Source organism: Qipengyuania sp. SM2507 (genome assembly GCF_053714505.1).
The window spans coordinates 2,878,317-2,899,581 of the sequence record NZ_CM132307.1 but is presented as its reverse complement, the minus strand read 5'-3'; the positions used below and the strand labels follow the sequence as shown (position 1 = coordinate 2,899,581).

Genomic DNA, 21,265 nt, shown 5'->3' with positions numbered 1-21,265 from the left:
CGAGTGGCTGGCGTATAAAGGAATACGCCATGGACCGCATTTTATACACTAGCCGCGCGAGCACGGATCTCCCGAGTGACGAGGTCTTCCGGATCATCGAGACTTCCGCGCGCAACAATCCCGTACGCGATGTCACGGGCTTCCTGATCTTTCATCAGGACCGGTTTCTGCAGTTGGTGGAAGGTGAGGGGCAGGCGCTCGACGAATTGCTCGACGTTCTGAAGCGCGATCCGCGCCATTGCGATCTGACCGTTCATTACCGCGAACCTGCACTCAAGCGGTGCTTTCCCAATTGGCGGATGCGGCGTCTGGGGTCGGGTGCGGAGGGCGGCGACGAAATCCTTCGGATCCTGTCTCAACGCGACATCGGGCCGCGATGTATGAATCTGGTGGACGAATTCCTGACCTATGCCGACCTTGGCTCGCTGAAACGGACCGCCTAGCCCTTGGTCCGTTCCAGCTGCGCGGCCATCATTTCCCAGACCTTGTTCACCGCCTTGAGCGGACGGACCATCACCTTGAAATCGGTGATCATTCCCTCCTCGTCGAAGCGGATGATATCGACCCCATTGACCGCGATTCCTTCCATCTCGGTTGTGAATTCGAGCATGGCATTTTCGCCATCGACCAGTTCGCGGACATAGCGGAAGCTGTCGTTGCCCAGCGTCTGTCCGGCCGCGGCAAGATAAGCCACCACGAGATCGCGTCCGCGCTGCGGGGTGTGGACCACGGGGGAATGGAACACGGCATCGGGATGAATGATCGCTGCAAGGTCGGTGGTCGAACTTCCGTCGGCGATCACCCTGTGCCAGCGCTCGAGGCCCTTGTGTGTGTTCATTCCGCTCTCCTGAAGCTGTCGGACCGCGCGGCCCGCCAATGACGCGCCAGCGGCGTCTCATCCGCCTCCTGCAGCAATTTGCCGGGTTCGACGAAGGTATAAATCCGGTCGATCGCGTCGGAGCGTGCTCCGTTGAGCCGCTCGCGCATGTCGTGCGGCGCGATGTCCCATGGCGATTCGAGCCCCATGGCGACCACGATCTCGCGCAGCGAGTGGAGCGTCGCCTTGTGGAAACGCGCGACGCGCGGGGCCTTTTCCTCGATCACCAGCCCGCGCTGGCGCCATTCTTCCTGCGTCGCGATCCCCGTGGGGCAGTGGCCGGTGTGGCAATTCATCGACTGGACGCAGCCCAGCGCGAACATGAAAGGCCTCGCTGCGTTGCACCAGTCCGCGCCCAGCGCGAAGGATTTCGCCATCTGCGCGCCCGAATGGATCTTTCCCGCGGCGGCGATCTTGACCCGGTCGCGAAAATTGGTGCCGACCAGCATGTTGCGAACGAAGATCTGCCCTTCGCGCAGCGGCATGCCGACCGAATTGCTGAGCTCCAGCGGCGCGGCACCGGTACCGCCCTCGGCACCGTCGACGGTGATAAAATCGGGATGCAGGCCGGTCTCGACCATCGCCTTGCCAATCGCGAAGATCTCGTGCGGGTGGCCGACGCATAATTTGATCCCTACCGGCTTGCCGCTCGAGAGTTCGCGCAACCGGGTAAGGAATTCGAGCAGTTCGATCGGTGTCGAGAACGTCGGATGCGCCGCGGGCGAGACGACCGTTTCGCCGACCGGAACACCGCGCGCTTCGGCAATCTCCCGGGTGACCTTGGTCCCCGGCAGGACCCCGCCATGGCCCGGCTTTGCGCCCTGGCTCAGCTTGACCTCGATCATCTTGACCTGATCGGTAGCGGCATTGTCGCGGAACTGCTCGGGGTCGAAGGAGCCGTCGGGCTGCCGGCAGCCGAAATACCCGCTCCCCAGTTCCCAGATCAGATCGCCGCCGGGCTTGCGGTGATAGCGGCTGATGCTGCCTTCGCCGGTATTGTGCGCGAAACCACCAAGCTTCGCGCCCTGGTTGAGCGCTTCGATTGCCCGCGCCGAGAGCGATCCGAAGCTCATCGCTGAGATATTGAGCAGCGATGAGGCGTAGGGTTTGGAACAGGTTCCCGCGCCCACCCCAACGCTCCAGTTTTTCGGAATTTCGTCGCGCGGGACGATCGAATGGCCGAGCCACTCGTATTCATCCGAATAGACGTCGAGTTCTGTCCCCATCGGGTGCGAATCGAGATCGCCCTTGGCGCGAGCATAGACAAGCGCGCGCTCCTGGTGGCTGAAGGGGCGACCCTCGAGATCGCCTTCGACCACATAGGCCTGCGCAAACGGACGCAAATCCTCCATCAACCAGCGGATGCGGGCAAACAGCGGGTAATTGCGCCACAGCGTGTGGCTCTGCTGGAAGAAATCCCAGATCGTCAGTGCCATGGCCGGGACGAGCAGCCACAGGGCCCAGTTGAGCGGCTCCAGCAGCCACGCCAGCGCGATCAGCGCCAGCAATAGCGCAGGGATGAGGTAGCGCGCGGGCAGCCGCTCCAAAGCGGTGACCTCCCTAGCCCAGATGCTCCGCGAAGAATTCCGCAGTGCGCTTGTCGGCGAGCTGGGCCGCTTCTTCCGCACGGCGCTTGCCGAATTCGGTCGCGAAGCCGTGATCGAGGCCTTCGTAATCGTGCAGCGTCACCTTGGGGTGGTCGTCCAGACCCTCGTGCATAGCTTTTTGGGTGTCCTTGTCGACGAAACCGTCCTCGGTCGGGATATGCAGCATCAGCGGATGCGCGATCGCGTCCTTTTCGCGCAGCAGCCCGTCGATACCGACGCCGTAATAGCCGACCGTGGCGTTCACATCCGTGCGAGCCGCGGTCATGTAGGCGAGCCTGCCGCCCAGACAGTACCCGACGCAGCCGACCTTCTTGCCACCACTCTCCGCGCGCGCCCATTTGATCGTGGCTTCGATATCGCGAATGCCCTGATCCTGATCGAACTTGCCCATCATTTCGAGTGCGCGTTCGAATTCGGGTTCGACATCGGGGTCGAGCTCGACCCCGCGCTCGAGCCGCCAGAAAAGGTCGGGGGCGACCGCAAGATAGCCTTCCTCGGCCAGCCGGTCGCATTTGCGGCGGATGCCGGCGTTGACCCCGAATATCTCCTGGATCACCACGATGGCGGCTTTGGGCTCGCCGGCAGGGCGCGCGACATAGGTGGTGAAATTGTCATCGCCGGACAGGGTCGAAATCGAAACGGTCTCGCTCATCGTGCTTGTCTCCCTCGGGGAATTTCGCGGTGCGCTTGTCTCGCGCGCTTTGCAGACCCAGATAGGCTGCACAAGAACTAACGGAGGAAGCCCGATGAAGGTCCATATCGAAATCGACTGTACGCCCGAGGAGGCGCGCAGCTTCATGGGACTGCCCGATGTCGGCAAGGCCAACGCGGTCTATGTCGACATGATGGCGGGCGCGATGAAGGGCGTTTCGGACACCGACAAGCTGCAGGAATACGCCCGCCAGCTCGCCCCGATGGGGCAGGCGGGTTTCAAGCTTTTCCAGAGCTTTATGGAAGGCGCCAACGCCAACAAGGCTGCGGGCAAGCCGACGCCGGACGAACCCAAGACCTAAGGCCGGGAAGCCGCTTGCCCCGCGAAACCATTTACGCCGTCTCGAGCGGCGCGCCACCTGCTGCTATCGGGATCGTCCGGGTTAGCGGACCGCGGGCGGGCGCGACCGTCGAGAAGCTCGCAGGTGGCCTTCCGAAGCCCCGCCAGGCGAGTCTGCGGACCTTGCGCGATGCAACTGCAGCGGGCGAAGTGCTCGACCGCGCGCTGGTGCTGTGGTTTCCCGGCCCGGCGACCGCTACCGGCGAGGATCTCGCCGAGTTCCATTGCCACGGGGGTCGGGCGGTCCTCGCTGCGGTGGAGCGCGCTCTGACGCAGCTCGAAGGCCTGCGAAAGGCGGAGCCGGGCGAGTTTACCCGCCGCGCCTTCGCCAATGGAAGGATCGATCTTGCCGAGGCAGAGGCGCTGGCGGATCTGGTTTCGGCTGAAACCGAATTGCAGCGGCGTTCGGCGCAGGCTGCGCTGGGCGGGGCGATTTCCGGGCAGGTCGAACAATGGCGCGGCGAAATCCTGCGGCTCGGCGCGCAGGTCGAGGCAAGCCTGGACTTTTCCGACGAAGACGATGTCGAGGATCTGCCTCCTGCGTTCTTTGAGGATGTCGCACGGTTGCGGTTTGAAATGGACGGCTGGCTCGCACGCCCCGGCGCGGAGCGACTGCGTGACGGAATCAGGGTCGTTCTCGCCGGCCCACCAAACAGCGGGAAATCGACCCTTTTCAACGCCTTGGTTCGCGATTCAGCGGCGATTACCTCACCTTTGGCCGGGACCACCCGCGATGTGATCGAGCGGCCCGTGGCGTTTGGCGGCGTGCCCTTCGTCCTGGTCGACACCGCTGGGCTCCATGAGGCAGGGAGTGACGCGATCGAGGCGATCGGCATGGACCGCGCGCGCGAACAGCTCGATCGCGCGGATCTGGTGTTGTGGCTCGGTAGCGAAGGCGAAGGTCCGGCTGGCGCATTGGAGACTCAAGCGCGCGCGGACGAGGCCGGTGCGCCGGTCAAACAGGCGCCGCAGCATGTAGTTTCGGCCGTAACCGGTGCGGGCCTCGCCGGGCTCGAGAGTGATCTGATCGAGCGCGCGCGACTTTTACTTCCGAAGCCGGGCGCCGCGGCGCTCAGTGCGCAACAGCGCGAAAGGGTGGGTGAGGCGGCTTCGGCCCTGCAGTCCATCGAAACCGGGACGGATCTTTTGATTATTGGCGAGAACCTGCGTCGCGCGCGCGTGGCCTTCGATCGCCTGCTGGGCCGCGCCTCGACCGAGGACATGCTCGACACGCTGTTCGGACGCTTCTGCATCGGCAAGTGATGTTTCACGTGAAACACGCGCTTTGACCTGAGGCTTTTGCTCGACTAATCCGCCAGCGAATGGCGCAATTCGATATCATCGTGGTTGGCGGCGGACACGCCGGGGTCGAGGCGGCAGCTGTCGCGGCGCGGATGGGCGCGCGCGTCGCGCTGGTGACGTTCGATCTCGACATGATCGGCGCGATGAGCTGCAATCCGGCGATCGGCGGCATCGGCAAGGGCCACCTGGTACGCGAGATCGATGCTCTCGATGGGTTGATGGCACGCGCCGCCGATGCCGCAGCCATCCATTACCGCATGCTCAATCGTTCGAAGGGCAGTGCGGTCTGGGGCCCGCGCGTGCAGGCTGACCGGGTGCTGTTCCGTGGGGCGATCCAGCATTTGCTCCCGGGGCAGGGTGATCTGGAATTGATCGCCGGTGAAGTGGCGGCGCTGCGGTTGGATGGTGGGCGAGTTACCGGCATCGATCTGGCCGATGGGTCGGCGCTTACGGCCGAGCGCGTCATTCTCTGTACCGGCACCTTCCTGGGCGGTATTCTTTACCGCGGTGATACCCGCGTCGAGGGTGGGCGCGTGGGCGAAGCTGCGGCGAGCCGGCTGGCCGAGCAGCTTCGCGAGGCGGAACTGCCGATGGCGCGGCTAAAGACCGGCACTCCGCCGCGTCTCGACGGGCGCTCGATCGACTGGTCGTTGTTGGAGGAGCAGCCGTCCGATGGCGAGGAATGGACGATGTCCCCGCTCACGCCATCGCGCGGGAATCCCCAGATCTTCTGCGCCATCACCCGCACCAATGCGCGCAGCCACGAGATCATCGCGGCCAATCTCCACCGTTCGCCAATGTTTTCAGGCGCGATAGGGGCGCAGGGGCCGCGCTATTGCCCCTCGATCGAGGACAAGATCCATCGCTTCGCCGACCGCGACGGCCACCAGGTGTTCCTGGAGCCGGAGGGGTTGGGCAGCGCGATGGTCTATCCCAATGGCATCAGCACCTCGCTGCCTGAGGATGTCCAACTCGCGATGTTGCGCAGCATGCAGGGCTTGGAGCGGGTCGAGATGGTGGTCCCGGGCTATGCGGTCGAATACGACCACATCGATCCGCGTGCGCTCGGGTCGGATCTGCAGGTCAAGGCGATCCCGGGGCTCTATTGCGCTGGCCAGATCAACGGGACCACGGGGTACGAAGAGGCGGGGGCGCAGGGCCTCGTGGCAGGGATGCACGCGGCGGCCGATGCCCTTGGGCGTGAAGCGCCGCGGCTCGACCGAGCCAATTCCTACATGGCGGTGATGGTCGACGATCTGGTCCTCCAGGGAGTCAGCGAACCGTACCGCATGCTCACCTCGCGCGCCGAATATCGCCTGCGGCTGCGCGCAGGGAACGCTCCCTCGCGGCTGACCCCGATCGGGCTCGAGCTCGGATGCATCGGGGACCAACGCGCCCAATGGTTCGCACGGAGAGAGGGCGAGCGCCAGGAATGGTCTGCGGCTTTCGAGCATTCTCTCGGGCCAAAGGATCTGAAGAGGCAGGGGGTGGACGTGAAGTCCGATGCCGGATCACGTACGCTGGAGGAGTGGGTGCAAGGCGGTATCGTCACACGTGAAGCGCTCCGGTCGCTTACGCCCGACGATCTCGCGTGGAACGACGATCTTGCCACCGAGATGATCGAGGACGCCCAATACGCGCCCTATCTCGCGCGGCAGGAGGGCGAGTTGCGCGATCTGCGCGCCAGCGAGGCACTGAGGCTCTCTGCGGCTTTCCCCTATGGGCAGGTGCCTGGACTTTCCAATGAAATGGTCGAGCGGCTTGCCTCCGCTACACCAGCGACGCTGGGTGCCGCTTCGCGCGTTCCGGGCATAACCCCCGCCGCTCTCGCCGCGGTTTTGGTTCATGCCCGCAAGCAGGCCTGGGCAAACCGATGATTTCCAGCGAAGCCGATGCAAGGGCCTATGTCGCGGATCGCTGTGATGAGCGCGCGATGACGCGTCTGGACGAGCTGGTTACTTCGCTGATCCGGGAAAACGCCCTTCAAAACCTTATCTCCAAGCCGACGGAACCCATTGTCTGGATGAGGCATTTGGCCGATTCCGCACAATTGCTCGACCATGTTCCACGTGAAACAAAGGGGCCGTGGCTTGACCTTGGCTCTGGCGCTGGTTTTCCTGGCCTCGTTATCTCGATCATGCGCCCGGACTGGACCATCCATCTGGTCGAATCGCGCAATCGGCGAATCGAGTGGTTGCAGAGCATTGCGGCAGACTTGAAACTCGCGAACTGCCGGATAGAGGGCAATCGCCTGGAACTGGTCGAAAGCTTCGATGCCGCAGTAATCAGCGCCCGAGCATTCGCTCCCATGCCCAAATTGCTCGACCTCTCCGCGCGCTTCTCCACAAGCGACACCACTTGGCTGTTGCCCAAGGGGCGGTCGGCAGCGCAAGAAGTCGAGAGCCTGCCCAAGGCGCTGCGCGCAATGTTCCACGTGGAACAGTCGCAAACCGGAGACGATGCCGGTATCGTGGTGGGACGCGGCCAAGTGGAGCTGAAGCGATGATCACGATTGCGATCGCCAACCAGAAGGGTGGGGTGGGCAAGACCACCACCGCCATCAATATCGCCACTGCGATGGCCGCCACCGGGTGGAAGACGCTGCTGATCGATCTCGACCCGCAGGGCAACGCATCGACCGGCCTCGGCATCGACAACGCACACCGCGAATACACCAGCTACGACTTGCTGCTCGAGGAAGCGACGCTCGATCAATGCGCTCAAGAGACTGATATTCCCGGTCTCGACATTGTTCCCGCGACGCAGGACCTTTCCGGTGCAGAGATCGAACTCGTCCAGGTCGAAGACCGCACCGCGCGGCTGCGCCGGGCGCTCGAACCTGCGGGAAAGGGTGGGTTCTCATCCTACGACGTCTGCTTCATCGATTGCCCGCCATCGCTTGGCTTGTTGACGCTCAACGCGATGAGCGCCGCGGATACGATGATGGTCCCGTTGCAGTGCGAATTCTTTGCGCTCGAGGGCCTGAGTCAATTGCTGCAGACGGTCGAGCGCGTCCAGCAGCGCTTCAATCCGGATCTCGGCATTGTCGGGGTGGTGCTGACCATGTTCGACCGCCGCAATCGGCTGACCGACCAGGTTGCCGACGATGTCCGCGACTGCCTGGGTCCGCTGGTGTTCGAATCGGTCATCCCGCGCAATGTCCGGCTCTCCGAGGCGCCAAGCCATGGGATGCCGGCACTGGTCTATGACCATCAATGCGTCGGCAGCCGCGCCTATATCGCGCTGGCAAGAGAATTGATCGGCCGCCTGCCCGAGAAGAGGAAAGCCGCATGAGCGACGGGACCGAAGCCGCCAACAAGGGTGCGGCACGCAAGCGCAAATTGGGTCGCGGCCTCGGCGCGCTGATGGGCGAGGTCCAGCGGGAGGAACCGCTGGTCAGGCGCGACGCTGGTGATGGATCGAGCGATGCGACCGAACAATCCAGCACAGGATCAGCCGATAACGGGTTGAGAAACCTGCCGATCGCCTCGATCTCCCCGCTCCCGGGCCAGCCGCGGACCCATTTCGACGATGCCGCGCTGGGTGAACTGGCCGCCTCGATCGCTGCGCGCGGGGTGATTCAGCCGATCATCGTCCGCCCCAAGGGCGATGGCAGCTACCAGCTCGTTGCCGGCGAGCGTCGCTGGCGCGCGGCGCAGAAGGCGCAATTGCACGACATTCCTGCCATCATCCGCACCCTCGATGACCGCGAGGTAATGGCTTTGGCGCTGATCGAGAACCTCCAGCGCGAGGATCTCAACCCGGTCGAGGAGGCGCGCGCCTATCACCGCCTTTCCGAAGAGGAGGAGATGACCCAGGCCGAGATCGCCGAGATGGTCGACAAATCGCGCAGCCATGTCGCGAACATGCAGCGACTGCTTGCGCTCCCCGACGAAATTCTGGCGCTGCTCGCCGATAGCGCGCTGTCGATGGGGCATGCCCGTGCGCTGATCGGGCATGACGATGCTGTCGCGCTTGCTCGCCGCGCGGTGAAGGACAAGCTTTCGGTGCGCGAGGTCGAGAAGCTGGCGCGCCGTTCCGGCGAGTCGAAGTCGGATGGGGCTGCGGCCAAGGCCCCCCGCGCAAACGGGGCCCCACCTGCCGATGCCGATATCGTGGCAGTCCAGAACCACCTCGAGGAGTTCCTCGGAATGCCGGTGCGGATCACGTCAGAAAGCGACACCTCCAAGGGGGCAGTGTCGATCCGCTTTCGCAGCCTTGACCAGCTCGACCTGCTCTGTCAGCGGCTGACCGGCGGAGAAATCTAGTTTTTACAGAGGTTTAAACCCACGACTTGCCAAGAAGTCGCGCGGCGCAACCAGGTGCCTCGACGTCCATTCGAGCAAGCGCACAGCGACTTAAGGCTGCGAACCCACATATTCGCGATAGGTCGCCTGTTGCGCGACCGGCACCGATACGGGCACCAGCATGTATTGCTGGCCAGGTACGGTCGTCATCGGCGCCGGGTTGTTGCTGGCGCGGTTCATGTAGTCGTCGAGATAGGCGCGGCATTCGTCATAGCCGCTGCGACCGCTGCGCGCATCGTTGCGGTCGTCGATGGCATCGCCGACCGCGAGCCCGGCGAGCGCGCCGGTGCCCGCACCGATCAGCGTCCCGCCCAGGCGATCGCCGCGCCCGGCGACACGATTGCCGATCAGCCCGCCGGCCGCTGCGCCGATCAAGCCGCCCAGGACCTCGCCGCGATCGCTGTCTTCATAGGTGCTCAGCCGCGCGCTGCATTCCTCGAGCCACGCGTTGCGGTCGAAGGCGACCAACTGCCCGCCGCCGGGAAGGTAGCCGGACTGCGGCGCCGCCGAGGCATAGCCATATTGCTGCGGGCCGGGCGCATAGCCGTACCCATTAGCGGGAATCGAACGCGAGGCCACGACATAAGTGACTTGCTCCTGCGGCACCGGTGCGTAGGTAACCGGAACATAGGCCGGATAGGCATAGGCTGACTGCGGTGCGGGCAGGATGATCTGCTGCGGTGCTTGCTGGACCGGCGCATCGCGCGACGGGATCACGCGACGGGCGGCAATCCGCGGCTCGACACGCTCATAGGCCACGCCATCCTGATAGATAACAATGGGCGCTTCGACCGGCTGGCTGACCACCGTATCCTGCGCCATCGTCGGCGCTGGGACCGCGTAGAGATATTCGCCATCCTCGTAATAGATCTGCTGCGCGAGCGCAGGCGATGCGGCCAGCGCCGCGAACCCCAATGCTGCCGTGCCGGAGAGGAAACGAGCTGCCATGGAGAATACCTTTCGCGAATCCGGATGGATGGTTGATGAAAGGTTTATCACCTCCGGAGTTCCCCGGCAAAAGCCCTGACGCGACGCTGTCCCGCGACGGGGCGGTTTGCCGGTCAGATCCGGTCGGAGAGCATCGCCGCGAGCGCTTCGATCCCGGTCTGGTCCTCGGCGTCGAACCGCGCCAGCTCGGGGCTGTCGAGATCAATCACCGCGACCACCTCGCCATCGCGCAGCACCGGAACGACCAGTTCGGAGCGCGTGTCGCCGTCGCAGGCGATATGTCCGGGAAAGGCATGGACATCCTCGACCAATTGCGTCGCGCCGCTCTTGGCCGCAGCGCCGCAGACGCCCTGGCCGACGGGAATGCGGATGCAGGCCGGTCGCCCGACGAAGGGGCCCAGCACCAGCTCGCCATCGACCATGCGGTAAAATCCGGTCCAGTTCACCTGCCCGAGGAATTCCCACAACAGCGCGGCGACATTGGCCATATTGGCCACGCCATCGTGTTCCCCGGCGGTCAGCGCCTCGGCGGCCTGCAGCAGGTCGTGATAGAGTTCGGGCTTGGCCGTTTCGGCCGCAGGTCTGAAATCATACATGGGATGGACTATTTAGGACGCGATCCCATTGCCGCAAGCCGCGTGCTGCCATAGAACTGCACAGCATGACCATCGGCAAAAAAATCCTCATCGCGATCCTCGTCCTGATCTTGCTGCTGTTCGTCGCGGTGGCGTTCCTGCTGCGCGGCGATCGCGCCGATCTTTCCGTCGAGGCGGTCGCCGGAACCGACCCCACCTTGCAGGAGCCCGCTGCCGAGGGCTTCCCCACGGTGCAGATCGCCGAACCGGTTGGCTGGGCCGCAGACGAAGTGCCGGAGGCGGCCGAAGGCTTGGCGGTGACGCGTTTCGCCGACGGGCTCGATCACCCGCGCACCATCCACACGCTGCCAAATGGAGATGTCCTCGTCGCACTGACCGGCAAGCCGGGCAGCGCACAGACCAGCGGCGGCATCGGCGCGAAGATCGAAAGCTTCATCGCGGGCCTGTTGATGGGCAAGGCCGGCGCCGGGAGCGAGTCTGCCAATGAGATTGCGCTGCTCCGCGATGCTGATGGCGACGGTCAGGCCGAGGTCAGCGAGACGCTGCTGGACGGGCTCGATTCGCCATCGGGAATGGCCTGGCGCGACGGCACGCTCTATGTCGCCAATCACGACGCGGTGCTGGCCTATCCCTATGAACTCGGAGCGACGCAGGTTTCGGGCGAGCCGCGCAAGCTGATGGATCTTGCGCCCGGCGGCGGCCACTGGATGCGCAATCTCGAACTGCATCCGGAAGAGAACCTGCTTTATGTCGCGGTGGGTTCGGTCTCGAACATCGGCGATAAGGGAATGGAAGTCGAAAAAGGCCGCGCGCTGATCTGGGAATACAATCTCGACAGCGGGACCCAGCGCATCTTCGGCGCTGGTCTGCGCAATCCCAACGGGCTCGATTTCAGCCCCTGGTCGGGCGAATTGTGGACCACGGTCAACGAGCGTGACATGCTCGGTTCGGATCTGGTGCCCGATTATCTCACCAATGTCCCCGTGGGCGCGCAATATGGCTGGCCGTGGGTCTATTGGAAGAGCAACATCGACCAGCGGGTCGAAGCACCGATGCCCGCCTATATCACCGAATATTCGCGCCGGCCCGAATATGCGCTGGGCCCGCATGTTGCCGCGCTCGGCTTCGTTTTCAGCGCCGAGGGTGCGCGGATGGGCGAGCAATTCGATCGAGGCGCCTTCGTCGCCCGCCATGGCTCATGGAACCGCAAGCCGCCATCGGGCTATGATGTGGTCTATGTCGCCTTCGACGAACGCGGCAATCCGCAGGGCAAGCCGGTCCCGGTGCTGGGTGGCTTTCTTCAGGACAATGAGACCACGCGCGGGCGACCGACCTGGGTCGAATGGGCGGGCGACGGCTCGCTGCTGGTGAGCGACGACACCGCCGGGATCATCTGGCGGGTCTTGGCGCCGGGCGCACGGCCTTCCGCCGCGATCGAGCGGCAAACTTCCGGGCGGCTCCCGCCGCAGCGCGAGTTGACAGGCGGGATACGCGCCACTTTCGGCGAAGAGGACTACGCGCGCGAACAACCCGCGCAGTAAGCCTCAGCCGAGCAGCGCCTCGGTGCTGACAGCATAGAGCGATCCGGCCCCGGCGATCGCGCCGGACTTCAGCCCGCTCGCCTCGGGGACGATCCGGTCGAGGAAGAAGCGCACCGTACCCGGCTTGGCGGCGGCCAGTGCAGGCGCAGCGCCCGCTTCCACCGCTGCGACCTGCTTTGTAAGCTGCCAGCCTGCCACCGCCACCGCCATCATGGTGCAGAACGGCACGCTGCCTGCCAGCCGGTCGTCGATGCTGGCCTCTTCGCGCATCCAGCGCGCCACCGCGGCGCATTCGCCCGCCAGCGCAAAAAGCGCGGGCTCGGCAGCACTGTCGCGCGCGATTTCCTCGAGCAGGCCGATCAGCGCTTGGCCATCGTCCAGCCCCAGCTTGCGGGTGACGAGATCCGCTGCCTGGATGCCGTTGGTGCCTTCGTAGATCGGCGCGATCCGCGCATCGCGCCAATGCTGCGCCGCGCCGGTTTCCTCGATGAAGCCCATCCCGCCATGGATCTGGATCCCCAGGCTCGCCGCCTCGACCCCGACATCGGTACCCCAGGCCTTGAGCAGCGGGACCAGAACTTCGGCGCGCGCCGCCGCGTCTGTCTGGCCCAACGTGCCACGGTCGACCTGACCGGCGGTATAATAGAGCAGCGCACGGACCGCCTCGGTCAGCGCTTTCATCCGCAGCAGCATGCGGCGGACATCGGGATGTTCGAGGATCGCCACCGGGGTCCGGTCGGGCGAACCCGCGCGCGCCGACTGGATCCGGTCGGCGGCGTAATCCTGCGCCTGTTGCGTCGCGCGCTCGGCGATCTGCACGCCTTGGGTCCCGACATTGATGCGCGCGTTGTTCATCATCGTGAACATCGCCATCAGTCCGCGGTTCTCCGCGCCGACGAGTTCGCCGATGCACTCGTCATTGTCGCCATAGCTCATCACGCAGGTAGGCGAGGCGTTGATCCCCAGCTTGTGCTCGAGGCTGACGCAGCGCAGATCGTTTCGCGCGCCCGGCGTGCCGTCGTCCGCGACATGATATTTGGGCACCACGAACAGCGAGATGCCGCGGCTGCCCTCGGGCGCGTCGGGCAGGCGCGCGAGAACGAGGTGGATGATGTTCTTCGCCAGCTCGTGATCGCCCCAGGTGATGTATATCTTCTGGCCCTTGATGCGGTATTTGCCCGCATGCTCGCCCTCGGTGATCGGCGTGGCGCTGGTGCGCAGCGCGCCGAGGTCCGAGCCAGCCTGCGGTTCGGTAAGGTTCATCGTCCCCGACCATTCGCCACTTACCAGCAGGGGAAGATATTTCGCCTGCAGCGCCTCGTTGCCGTGATGCTCGAGCGCTTCGATCGCGCCGACGCTGAGCATCGGCAGCAGGTTGAAAGCCATGTTCGCGGTGCCGAGGTTCTCGAGCACGTTGCAGGCCAGCGTGAAGGGTAGCCCCTGGCCACCGAAATCGACGGGGCTGGCAATCGCGTTCCAGCCCTGCTCGACATAATGCTCATAAGCCTTGGCGAAGCCTTCGGGCAGCCGGACCACGCCGTTTTCCAGTTTCGCGCCTTCCAAATCTCCGATCCGGTTGAGCGGTGCCCACTCGCCCGCGGCGAACTGGCCCACGCCCTCGACGATGGCTTCGACCATGTCGGGTTCGGCCGCGGCGAAGCGCTCGCTGCGCGCCAACTCCTCGATTCCGGCGTTGACGCTTATGGCAAGCAGCTGGTCGGCGGTGGCAGGCGAATAGGTCACTTTGGGCGATGTCCTCTTGGCAATGTGGGCTAGCGAATATAGCGCGAGGGCATGCGCGGCAAGAACGCTACGGAACGGGTGCCGGCGGATGCGGGCGGGATTGCGCGGGCGGCGCGAATCCTCAACGAGGGCGGGCTGGTCGCGGTTCCGACCGAGACCGTCTACGGCCTCGCCGCGCGCGCCGACAGCGCCGATGCGGTCGCGCGGATATACGAAGCCAAGGGGCGGCCGAGCTTCAATCCGCTGATCGTCCATGTGGCGGGGCTGGCTGCGGCGCAGCGGCTGGCGCAATTCGATGCACAAACGATCGCGCTGGTCGAACGCTACTGGCCCGGGCCACTGACGCTGGTCTGCCCGCTGCGCAGCGATGCGAGTCTCGCGCCGGCCGTTACCGCGGGCTTGCAGACGGTGGCGCTGCGCCAGCCGGCGCATCCAGCGCTGGCTGCGCTGCTCGAGGCGGTCGAATTTCCGCTCGCCGCGCCTTCGGCGAACCGCAGCGGCTTCGTCAGCCCGACCAGCGCCGAGCATGTCCTCGCGACGCTCGACGGACTAATCGACCTCGTGCTCGATGGCGGCGAATGCGTGAAGGGGTTGGAATCGACCATCGTCGCGGTCCGCAGCGACGGCCGGATCGAGACGCTGCGACCTGGACCGATCGTGATCCCCGGTGCGCAAGCGGCAGGAATGGCTAGCGGTGTCGAGGCGCCTGGCCAGATACTCAGCCATTACGCCCCAGGCAAACCGGTCAGGCTCAATGCAACGGCGCGCCAGACGGGCGAGTATCTGATCGGATTCGGGAACATCGCGGGCGATTGCAGCCTCTCGGAAAGCGGCGCTCTCGCGGAAGCGGCGTCACGCCTCTATGCCTGCCTTCATCTGGCCGCGAAGGCGCCGCAGCCGCGCATCGCGGTGGCTCCGGTTCCGGACGAAGGCCTCGGCCTCGCGATCAACGATCGTCTGCGTCGCGCGGCGACGCCCGCCTAGGACCGGCCGCCTTCAGTCGTCTTTCGGCTGGTAGGGGATGGTCGGGATGATCTGCTGCATTTCGGCGTAGGTGTCGCGCGCGTCGTCGCAGGCGCGGCGATTGCCATTCTCGCAGGCGTCGAGCTGTTTCTCGTAATCGCGCTCGAGCTTGCCCAGCCGTTCTTCCTGGCGGCGGATTTCGCGCCCGCGATTCTCGTCGCTTTCGGACTGGCTGGTGGTCGCCAGATCGACGCCCTTGCTCACCACCCGCACAGGTGCGGTGGCGATATCGAATGCGGTCTTGGCGAGACAACCGCCCAGCGCGACGGGCAGCAGGCAGACAAGCAGAAGGCGGCGAGGAATCATGGCGAACATCCTTTCGCGTACTCCCTAGCGCCTTCCGCTTACCCAGTCGTGAATTGTCTGAGTCAGTTCTCTTCCTGCGACCATTCGCCGGAGCCCGCCGATGGCTCCCCGCGGGCGGCACTGGCGGCGGGTGCTTCGCGGCAGTTGAGCTTGCCCGAGCCGACCGCGTTGATGGTGCAGGTCGCGCGTCCGATCACGGTCACTTCGCCCGAACCGATGATATTGGCCTCGACCTGGCCATCGGAGGCAAATTCGGCTGCGCCCGACCCGGCGATGGTCACATCCGCGCTGCTGACCGTCAGATCGGCCATGTCCGAACGACCCGAGCCGACCAAAGACAGTTCGAGTCTCTCGGCGCTGCCGCTCGCCGCGTAGCTGCCCGATCCGGCCACGGTCATGGTGAAGTCGCCCGCCTCGACTCGCGCGGTGCGGACCTTCCCTGATCCGGCAATGGTGACATCGGCATCGCCGGTCAGCGAGGCGGCTTCGACCGTCCCCGATCCGGCCAGCACGATCGAGCTCAGCGAAGGCATGGTGACCCGCACGGTCGCGCGCCCCTCTGCCTTGCGCGAATCATGCTCGCGCATGACGCCGAGCGTGCCGTCCTCGATGTTGAAGCGCATCGCCTCCACCGCCGCAGGATCGCCCGAGACGGCGATGTCGAGCGCCTGGCCTTGCGAAACGATCAGCGTGTCGGGACTGGCCAGCACCACACCGGTCGGCGCCTCACCGCTGGTGTCGAGTTCGGCCAGCGGCACGCCATCGCTGCCGCCGACCCGCATCTCCATCCCGTCGCATCCTGCGGTGAACGCGCCCATCGCCATGGCCACTGCCGGCGCGACGCGCTTGAAAATCCTGTTGAACATGAAAGCCTCCTGCTGCGGTACCCCAGCACCTGTATGATCGGCAGTCCGTATTGCCGATATAATACAGCAGCAAGGGCCCTTCAAGCATGAAAGCGTTCCCTCGGTCTTCTTGAAGGTATCCGGCGCGAGTTCCGGCCACGAAAAAGGGGCCGCCCGGCAAGGCGACCCCTCGTTCTTCGGGTACCGAAAAGCGGGCGTTATGCCTCTTCGTCGGTGCCGTAATATTGCGGGGCGTGCTCGCGCAGCACCTCGAGGATTTTCTCCAGCGCCGCGGGTTCGTCGGTCTTTTCCATCGCCGCGAGTTCGCGGGCGAGGCGGCTAGAGGCGGCTTCGAAGATCTGCCGTTCGGAATAGCTCTGTTCTGGCTGGTCCTCGGGGCGGAACAGGTCGCGGGTCACCTCGGCGATCGACACCAGGTCGCCCGAATTGATCTTCGCTTCATATTCCTGCGCCCGGCGGCTCCACATGGTCCGCTTGACCTTGGGCTTGGCCTTGAGCGTTTCCATCGCTTCCTTGAGCGTCTTGTCGCTCGACAGCTTGCGCATGCCGATCGATTCGACCTTGTTCACCGGAACGCGCAGCGTCATGCGCTCTTTTTCGAAACGCAGCACATAGAGATCGAGCTGCATTCCGGCGATTTCCTCGCTCTGCAATTCGATCACACGGCCAACGCCGTGCTTGGGGTAGACAACGTAATCGCCAACGTCGAAGGCATCATCGGCCTTGCTAGCCATGCAAAGATCCTTTCATCCCGGGCAGGTGGGTCGGGGGAAGCAGCATTGCGAAAACGGTTTCCGCTGCGGATCGATCGAACCGCAGACCTGAACCTGTAAAAACAACGCTTTGGGGTGTCCTGCCCTTTCAATCTTACGCACCTGCCGGGAGCATGCCGCCAGGGTTGTTGCATTATATAGCACACAACACGCAATATTGCGAGTCCGTGAAATACCGTGTCTAAGCGGCTCTGTGATTGCGGACTGCGGCGAACTCGGCGCCGAGCAGCAGGAAGAATGCACTCAGATAGAACCAGGTGATCAGGATGATCACTCCGCCCATCGAGCCATAGGTCGCGTTGTAGCTGGCGAAATTGGCCGCGTAGAGCCCGAAGCCCGCAGTCGCGGCGATCCACAGCACGGCAAAGAAGGCCGCAGCGGGCCAGATCGCCTGCCATTCCGGCCCGGGCTTGTTGGGCCCGACACGATACAGCAGGCCCGCACCCAGTGTCGCAAACCCGAACAGTGCGACAAAGCCGACCACGCCGCCTGCGACACCGGGAATTCTCCCAACCGCTGCAACAACGCCTGCCAGGACCGCCAGGCCCACCACCGCCCCCGCGGTGATCGCGAGTGCGATCAGATTGCCGCGCAGGAAACTGCGCGCGCTGTCGGCATGGAAGGCGACGTTGAGTCCGGTCATCACGGCACGGGCGCCGTTGCGCGCGCCGAACAGCGCGATGCCGAGCGCGACCAGCAGACTCAGGATTTTCGTGGCCTCGCCGTCTTCGCTCATCCGGCGCAATTGATCGCCGATGATCTCGGCGGCGGAAGCAGGGAGGTTTTCGGCGAGCAGCGCGATATGCCGGGACACAGTCTGCGGATCGGCGAACAGGCCATAACCGAGCACGGTGACCGCCAGCAGCGGCACCAGCGCGAGCAGCACGTAATAGGCGATGCCGGCGGCGATGATGCCGATATTGTCGTCGTTACCCGCGACCCACGCCGATTTGATCTGGCCGAAATAGGAGCCCATCGAAGAAGTAGCGATCAGTCGCCCTCGCCCGGTTCGGGGGTAAAGTACTTCTCGAACTTGCCTTCCTCGCCCTTGTGCTCGTCGGCATCCTCGGGCGGGGCCTTCTGGCTGGTGATATTGGGCCAGTCGGCCGAGAATTTCGTGTTGAGCTCGAGCCATTTCTCCAACCCGCCTTCGGTATCGGGCAGGATCGCCTCGGCCGGACATTCGGGTTCGCACACGCCGCAATCGATGCATTCGCTGGGATTGATCACCAGCATAGTCTCGCCTTCGTAGAAACAGTCCACCGGGCAGACCTCGACGCAATCGGTGTATTTGCATTTGATGCAGGCGTCGGTGACGACGTAGGTCATGGGTCGGCGTGTCCTCGTGGCGATTGTGTCTGTGCCGCTGCTAGGTCGGTTTGGCCGTGCGGGTCAAGCATCCGGTAGCAGCTGCGGGCCTCCTCCGGCGGGCCGCGGCGGGTCGGCAACGCCAGCAGCTCAACCAGACGCACCTGCCAGCCCAGTGGGATAGTGAGCACGTCTCCGGGTGCCATTGGCTGGCTGGATCGCGAAATTCGCTCGCCATTGCGGCGCAGTTGTCCGCTGTCGACAATCCCTGCAGCGAGGCTTCGCGAACGCGCGAAACGGAGGAAATAGAGCAGTCGGTCGATCCGCATCAGCGCACGAGTTTGGCAAGCTCGGCAAAGGCATTGCCCTCGGCCGGCTGCGGAGGCGGGGCACGCTCGGGCTTGCGCCGCGAAGGCCGCCAGCTCCAGCGGTGCGGGCGCGCCGGCCCGAAAGCGCCGTCGGCCAGTGGCCTGGCATGCTCGACCCGAAAGCCCGTCTGCCCCAGAAGCCGCTCGGCATTGGCCTGTTCCAGCCCGATCGAGACCGGCAGCGCCAGATCGAGCACGAATTTGCCGCGGCGCTCGGCGCCTTGCGTCTTTGCGCGGGTCTCGTGCGCGGCGCGGAAGATCTTCTCGGCCAGGTCGACGCGGATCGCCTGGCTGCCGGCGTGGCGATAGCCCGCGGGCAGCTTGCGACCCCCGGGGATTACCGGCAGCATCGCCGCTTCTAGCGGGCGCCGGTCGAGCCCGAGTGCCGCGAGCAATTGCCGCGGGGCGGGCTTGAGCAGCGCGGGCGCGAAGATATCCAGCGCGCCGAAAGTGACGCCGATCCGCCGCAGGAACGGGCGCATCTCCTTGGGCAAATGCTCGATCCCCGCCTGCTCGCGGCTGACGAAGCCATGCCCGGCGATGAGATTGAGCAGCAGCGCACGCGCTTCGGATCCCGCCTCGGGATCGCGCGCCGCTTCCTGGAGTTTCGCCAGCGGCTCGAGCACCGCCAGCCTGGTATCGAGCCAGGCTTCGAGTGCCGCCATGAGCATGGCGCGGCTGGATGGCGGCAGCGCCGTCACTTCGCGCGAGGGCTCGAGCATGGGTTGCACTGAACCATCGCGCATCGCCAGCTTGGCAAGGACCTGCTCGCCCCAGCGCAACGCGCCGCGCGACAGTGTCACCTGTGTCGACTTCGCCTGCGTCAATCCGGCCGCCGGCGTACCAGGCGCGAGCTCCTTCGCCAGCACTTCGGCGCGCTCGCCCAGCAGCTGCGGCAGCGCTTTCTCGGCGGCGGCGAGCAGCATCTTGCGATCGGCGTGACCGGCGGCGTGATCGACGGTGAAACGCAGGCCATCGACCCGGCCGATCGGCTCCTCCTCGACCCGCACCGTGCCATCGGTATCGATCGCGATCGGGAGCATCGCGGGGTCTTCTCCCATGGATTTCATCAGCAGTGCGGTCCTTCGGTTTACAAAACGTTCGGTCAGGCGGGCGTGCAGCGCATCCGACAATCGGGCCTCGACCGCGCGGGCGCGGGCGGCCATCTCGTCGCGCGCCAACACCCAGTCTGGCCGCTGGCAAATATAGGCCCAGCTGCGAATCGCGGCGATGCGGCCCTGCAGCGTATCGATGTCCCCCGCCATATTGTCGAGTTCGGAGATGCGTGCCGCGACATAGTCGGCGCCGAGAAAGCCACCATGCAGATCTTGCCACAATCGCGCGACGAATCGCGCGTGGACATCCGGTCCGCGTTGGCGAAAATCGGGCAGCGAGCAGGCTTCCCAGAACCGCCGAACCTGGCCCGCGCCGCGGATCTGCGCCGCCAGTGGCTCCTCGGCCAAACGCTTGAGCGTGGCGAGATCGATCGCTTCGGGGGCGAGCCGCAATGTTTCGTGCGCTGGCGGGGTCTCGAGATCGGCAATCAGCGCGGCAATCGAATCGAAGCGCGGCTCGGGCTCGCGCCAGAACAGCTTGGTCAGTGGCGCGAAACGATGCTCCTCGATCGCGTAGATCTCTTCCTCGGTGAATTCGGGCGAGGCTCCGCCGCCTATGCCGCCGCCCAGCGTCCCGAAGGTGCCATCGCGCTGGTGCCGCCCGGCGCGTCCGGCGATCTGCGCCATTTCGGCGGGGACCAGCCGCCGGGTGCGGACCCCGTCGTACTTGGTCAGCCCGGCGAAGGCGACATGGGTGACATCGAGATTGAGCCCCATCCCGATCGCGTCGGTGGCGACGATGTAATCGACCTCGCCGTTCTGGAACAGCGCGACCTGCTTGTTGCGCGTTTCCGGGCTCAGCGCGCCCATCACCACCGCCGCGCCGCCGCGAAACCGCCGCAGCATTTCGGCCACGGCATAGACCTGTTCGGAACTGAAGGCGACGATCGCGCTGCGTGGCGGCAGTCGCGACAGCTTGCGCGGGCCGATATGCTTCAACGTGGAAAAACGCGGTCGCTGGGTGATCTCGGCCTCGGGGACCAGCTGGCGGACCAGCGGAGCGAGCGTCGCCGCACCCAGCAGCATGGTTTCCTCGCGCCCGCGCGCGTTGAGCAGTCGGTCGGTGAACAGATGACCGCGCTCGCGGTCGGCGGAAAGCTGCGCCTCGTCTAGCGCGACGAAGGCGCGATTGCCGCCGTCGCGCGGCATTGCCTCGACCGTGCAGCACAGATATTTGGCATTGGCCGGCTCGATCCGCTGCTCGCCGGTGATCAGCGCGACATTGGCCTCGCCCTTGAGTGCGCAGACCCGGTCGTAGACCTCGCGCGCCAGCAGCCGCAGGGGAAAGCCGATCGCCCCGCTCGAATGACCGCACATTCGCTCGATCGCCAGATGGGTCTTGCCGGTGTTGGTGGGCCCGAGGACCGCCGTGATCGTGTGATCAGCCACACCAGCGTGATGGCAGCGCAGGCGCCCTCCGACAACCGTTCAGCGGCCGTCCGCCGCATCTCGTCGCCCAGGGGACTCGTATCGCCCCGATTTAAACCGGTCTTAACTTTAATCCGCCAGGAAACTGCGGCAAGGCTCCAAGCGC

22 protein-coding genes are annotated in these 21,265 nt (G+C 65.0%); 9 read left to right on the top strand and 13 right to left on the bottom strand.

The genetic code is table 11. The features are described 5' to 3' along the window. Window positions 1-29 precede the first annotated feature (29 nt). Entirely contained in the window at window positions 30-443 is a 414-nt protein-coding gene (locus ACWIKC_RS14085; protein ID WP_454598069.1) for a BLUF domain-containing protein, read from the top strand. Here the strand turns inward: ACWIKC_RS14085 and ACWIKC_RS14080 are convergent. Genes ACWIKC_RS14080 through ACWIKC_RS14070 form a run of 3 tightly spaced genes read right to left on the bottom strand, consistent with a single transcriptional unit; the run spans window position 440 to window position 3,136 of the window. After that, window positions 440-838 (bottom strand): nuclear transport factor 2 family protein, encoded by a 399-nt coding sequence (locus tag ACWIKC_RS14080; RefSeq protein WP_454598068.1) that lies wholly within the window; start codon window positions 836-838, stop codon window positions 440-442. The genes ACWIKC_RS14085 and ACWIKC_RS14080 overlap by 4 nt on opposite strands. Further along, window positions 835-2,424: an FMN-binding glutamate synthase family protein gene (locus tag ACWIKC_RS14075; protein ID WP_454598067.1), complete on the bottom strand. Its 1,590-nt coding sequence runs from the start codon at window positions 2,422-2,424 to the stop codon at window positions 835-837. Before ACWIKC_RS14075 ends, ACWIKC_RS14080 begins: the two co-directional genes overlap by 4 nt. 13 nt (window positions 2,425-2,437) lie before the next feature. Further along, on the bottom strand, window positions 2,438-3,136 hold the full coding sequence (locus ACWIKC_RS14070; RefSeq protein ID WP_454598066.1) for a dienelactone hydrolase family protein: 699 nt from the start codon (window positions 3,134-3,136) through the stop codon (window positions 2,438-2,440). A gap of 94 nt (window positions 3,137-3,230) precedes the next feature. Between ACWIKC_RS14070 and ACWIKC_RS14065 the strand changes: the two genes are divergently transcribed. From ACWIKC_RS14065 to ACWIKC_RS14040, 6 genes are read left to right on the top strand one after another with little or no spacing between them, the layout of a single operon-like run. Next, a complete protein-coding gene (locus tag ACWIKC_RS14065) occupies window positions 3,231-3,497 on the top strand; it encodes a DUF6489 family protein (RefSeq protein ID WP_454598065.1) in 267 nt (88 codons plus the stop codon). Between the two features lie 14 nt (window positions 3,498-3,511). Beyond that, the gene (gene mnmE, locus ACWIKC_RS14060) at window positions 3,512-4,798 is read left to right on the top strand and encodes a tRNA uridine-5-carboxymethylaminomethyl(34) synthesis GTPase MnmE (RefSeq protein WP_454598064.1); all 1,287 of its coding nucleotides are present in this window, start codon (window positions 3,512-3,514) and stop codon (window positions 4,796-4,798) included. Window positions 4,799-4,857: 59 nt separating this feature from the next. Continuing rightward, the gene (mnmG, locus tag ACWIKC_RS14055; RefSeq protein ID WP_454598063.1) at window positions 4,858-6,714 is read left to right on the top strand and encodes a tRNA uridine-5-carboxymethylaminomethyl(34) synthesis enzyme MnmG; all 1,857 of its coding nucleotides are present in this window, start codon (window positions 4,858-4,860) and stop codon (window positions 6,712-6,714) included. After that, window positions 6,711-7,343 (top strand): 16S rRNA (guanine(527)-N(7))-methyltransferase RsmG, encoded by a 633-nt coding sequence (rsmG, locus tag ACWIKC_RS14050; protein WP_454598062.1) that lies wholly within the window; start codon window positions 6,711-6,713, stop codon window positions 7,341-7,343. The genes mnmG and rsmG overlap by 4 nt, the downstream gene beginning before the upstream one ends. Next, entirely contained in the window at window positions 7,340-8,131 is a 792-nt protein-coding gene (locus ACWIKC_RS14045) for a ParA family protein (protein ID WP_454598061.1), read from the top strand. The genes rsmG and ACWIKC_RS14045 overlap by 4 nt, the downstream gene beginning before the upstream one ends. Next, entirely contained in the window at window positions 8,128-9,105 is a 978-nt protein-coding gene (locus tag ACWIKC_RS14040) for a ParB/RepB/Spo0J family partition protein (RefSeq protein ID WP_454598060.1), read from the top strand. The genes ACWIKC_RS14045 and ACWIKC_RS14040 overlap by 4 nt, the downstream gene beginning before the upstream one ends. A gap of 90 nt (window positions 9,106-9,195) precedes the next feature. On the opposite strand, the gene ACWIKC_RS14035 is transcribed toward ACWIKC_RS14040, so the two are convergent. Both ACWIKC_RS14035 and ACWIKC_RS14030 read right to left on the bottom strand, forming a co-directional pair. Continuing rightward, window positions 9,196-10,092 carry a glycine zipper 2TM domain-containing protein gene (locus ACWIKC_RS14035; RefSeq protein ID WP_454598059.1) on the bottom strand — a complete coding sequence of 299 codons (897 nt, stop codon included), beginning with the start codon at window positions 10,090-10,092 and terminating at the stop codon, window positions 9,196-9,198. A 113-nt stretch (window positions 10,093-10,205) separates the two neighbouring features. Further along, window positions 10,206-10,688: a GAF domain-containing protein gene (locus ACWIKC_RS14030; RefSeq protein ID WP_454598058.1), complete on the bottom strand. Its 483-nt coding sequence runs from the start codon at window positions 10,686-10,688 to the stop codon at window positions 10,206-10,208. A gap of 65 nt (window positions 10,689-10,753) precedes the next feature. Here ACWIKC_RS14030 and ACWIKC_RS14025 point away from each other — a divergent pair, with 65 nt between their 5' ends. Further along, window positions 10,754-12,229: a PQQ-dependent sugar dehydrogenase gene (locus tag ACWIKC_RS14025; protein WP_454598057.1), complete on the top strand. Its 1,476-nt coding sequence runs from the start codon at window positions 10,754-10,756 to the stop codon at window positions 12,227-12,229. Between the two features lie 3 nt (window positions 12,230-12,232). On the opposite strand, the gene ACWIKC_RS14020 is transcribed toward ACWIKC_RS14025, so the two are convergent. After that, the gene (locus ACWIKC_RS14020) at window positions 12,233-13,972 is read right to left on the bottom strand and encodes an acyl-CoA dehydrogenase (protein WP_454598056.1); all 1,740 of its coding nucleotides are present in this window, start codon (window positions 13,970-13,972) and stop codon (window positions 12,233-12,235) included. A 51-nt stretch (window positions 13,973-14,023) separates the two neighbouring features. On the opposite strand from ACWIKC_RS14020, the gene ACWIKC_RS14015 reads away from it, so the two are divergent. Beyond that, a complete protein-coding gene (locus tag ACWIKC_RS14015) occupies window positions 14,024-14,956 on the top strand; it encodes an L-threonylcarbamoyladenylate synthase (protein ID WP_454598055.1) in 933 nt (310 codons plus the stop codon). A 12-nt stretch (window positions 14,957-14,968) separates the two neighbouring features. Here ACWIKC_RS14015 and ACWIKC_RS14010 read toward each other — a convergent pair whose 3' ends face one another. From ACWIKC_RS14010 to ACWIKC_RS13980, 7 genes are all read right to left on the bottom strand, one after another. Then, on the bottom strand, window positions 14,969-15,301 hold the full coding sequence (locus ACWIKC_RS14010) for a hypothetical protein (protein WP_454598054.1): 333 nt from the start codon (window positions 15,299-15,301) through the stop codon (window positions 14,969-14,971). 62 nt (window positions 15,302-15,363) lie between these two features. Further along, window positions 15,364-16,167 (bottom strand): head GIN domain-containing protein, encoded by an 804-nt coding sequence (locus ACWIKC_RS14005; protein ID WP_454598053.1) that lies wholly within the window; start codon window positions 16,165-16,167, stop codon window positions 15,364-15,366. A gap of 197 nt (window positions 16,168-16,364) precedes the next feature. After that, on the bottom strand, window positions 16,365-16,901 hold the full coding sequence (locus ACWIKC_RS14000; RefSeq protein ID WP_454598052.1) for a CarD family transcriptional regulator: 537 nt from the start codon (window positions 16,899-16,901) through the stop codon (window positions 16,365-16,367). Between the two features lie 220 nt (window positions 16,902-17,121). Then, window positions 17,122-17,916, bottom strand: a complete 795-nt coding sequence (locus tag ACWIKC_RS13995) for a YihY/virulence factor BrkB family protein (RefSeq protein ID WP_454598051.1) — start codon at window positions 17,914-17,916, stop codon at window positions 17,122-17,124. Between the two features lie 14 nt (window positions 17,917-17,930). After that, the gene (fdxA, locus tag ACWIKC_RS13990) at window positions 17,931-18,269 is read right to left on the bottom strand and encodes a ferredoxin FdxA (protein ID WP_454598050.1); all 339 of its coding nucleotides are present in this window, start codon (window positions 18,267-18,269) and stop codon (window positions 17,931-17,933) included. Further along, a complete protein-coding gene (locus tag ACWIKC_RS13985; protein WP_454598049.1) occupies window positions 18,266-18,577 on the bottom strand; it encodes an RNA-binding S4 domain-containing protein in 312 nt (103 codons plus the stop codon). The genes fdxA and ACWIKC_RS13985 overlap by 4 nt, the downstream gene beginning before the upstream one ends. Then, on the bottom strand, window positions 18,577-21,120 hold the full coding sequence (locus ACWIKC_RS13980) for a helicase-related protein (protein ID WP_454598048.1): 2,544 nt from the start codon (window positions 21,118-21,120) through the stop codon (window positions 18,577-18,579). Before ACWIKC_RS13980 ends, ACWIKC_RS13985 begins: the two co-directional genes overlap by 1 nt. Between the last annotated feature and the right edge of the window lie 145 nt (window positions 21,121-21,265).

Excerpts from the sequence above, each read along its gene's own strand:
- ACWIKC_RS14045 (WP_454598061.1), top strand. The coding sequence starts at position 7,340 with ATGATCACGATTGCGATCGCCAACCAGAAGGGTGGGGTGGGCAAGACC.
- fdxA (WP_454598050.1), bottom strand. The coding sequence starts at position 18,269 with ATGACCTACGTCGTCACCGACGCCTGCATCAAATGCAAATACACCGAT.
- ACWIKC_RS14040 (WP_454598060.1), top strand. The coding sequence starts at position 8,128 with ATGAGCGACGGGACCGAAGCCGCCAACAAGGGTGCGGCACGCAAGCGC.
- ACWIKC_RS14065 (WP_454598065.1), top strand. The coding sequence starts at position 3,231 with ATGAAGGTCCATATCGAAATCGACTGTACGCCCGAGGAGGCGCGCAGC.
- ACWIKC_RS14085 (WP_454598069.1), top strand. The coding sequence starts at position 30 with ATGGACCGCATTTTATACACTAGCCGCGCGAGCACGGATCTCCCGAGT.
- ACWIKC_RS14030 (WP_454598058.1), bottom strand. The coding sequence starts at position 10,688 with ATGTATGATTTCAGACCTGCGGCCGAAACGGCCAAGCCCGAACTCTAT.
- ACWIKC_RS14000 (WP_454598052.1), bottom strand. The coding sequence starts at position 16,901 with ATGGCTAGCAAGGCCGATGATGCCTTCGACGTTGGCGATTACGTTGTC.
- ACWIKC_RS14010 (WP_454598054.1), bottom strand. The coding sequence starts at position 15,301 with ATGATTCCTCGCCGCCTTCTGCTTGTCTGCCTGCTGCCCGTCGCGCTG.
- ACWIKC_RS13985 (WP_454598049.1), bottom strand. The coding sequence starts at position 18,577 with ATGCGGATCGACCGACTGCTCTATTTCCTCCGTTTCGCGCGTTCGCGA.
- ACWIKC_RS14070 (WP_454598066.1), bottom strand. The coding sequence starts at position 3,136 with ATGAGCGAGACCGTTTCGATTTCGACCCTGTCCGGCGATGACAATTTC.
- mnmG (WP_454598063.1), top strand. The coding sequence starts at position 4,858 with ATGGCGCAATTCGATATCATCGTGGTTGGCGGCGGACACGCCGGGGTC.
- ACWIKC_RS14015 (WP_454598055.1), top strand. The coding sequence starts at position 14,024 with ATGCGCGGCAAGAACGCTACGGAACGGGTGCCGGCGGATGCGGGCGGG.
- ACWIKC_RS14035 (WP_454598059.1), bottom strand. The coding sequence starts at position 10,092 with ATGGCAGCTCGTTTCCTCTCCGGCACGGCAGCATTGGGGTTCGCGGCG.
- ACWIKC_RS14005 (WP_454598053.1), bottom strand. The coding sequence starts at position 16,167 with ATGTTCAACAGGATTTTCAAGCGCGTCGCGCCGGCAGTGGCCATGGCG.
- rsmG (WP_454598062.1), top strand. The coding sequence starts at position 6,711 with ATGATTTCCAGCGAAGCCGATGCAAGGGCCTATGTCGCGGATCGCTGT.
- ACWIKC_RS13995 (WP_454598051.1), bottom strand. The coding sequence starts at position 17,916 with ATGGGCTCCTATTTCGGCCAGATCAAATCGGCGTGGGTCGCGGGTAAC.
- ACWIKC_RS14025 (WP_454598057.1), top strand. The coding sequence starts at position 10,754 with ATGACCATCGGCAAAAAAATCCTCATCGCGATCCTCGTCCTGATCTTG.
- ACWIKC_RS14080 (WP_454598068.1), bottom strand. The coding sequence starts at position 838 with ATGAACACACACAAGGGCCTCGAGCGCTGGCACAGGGTGATCGCCGAC.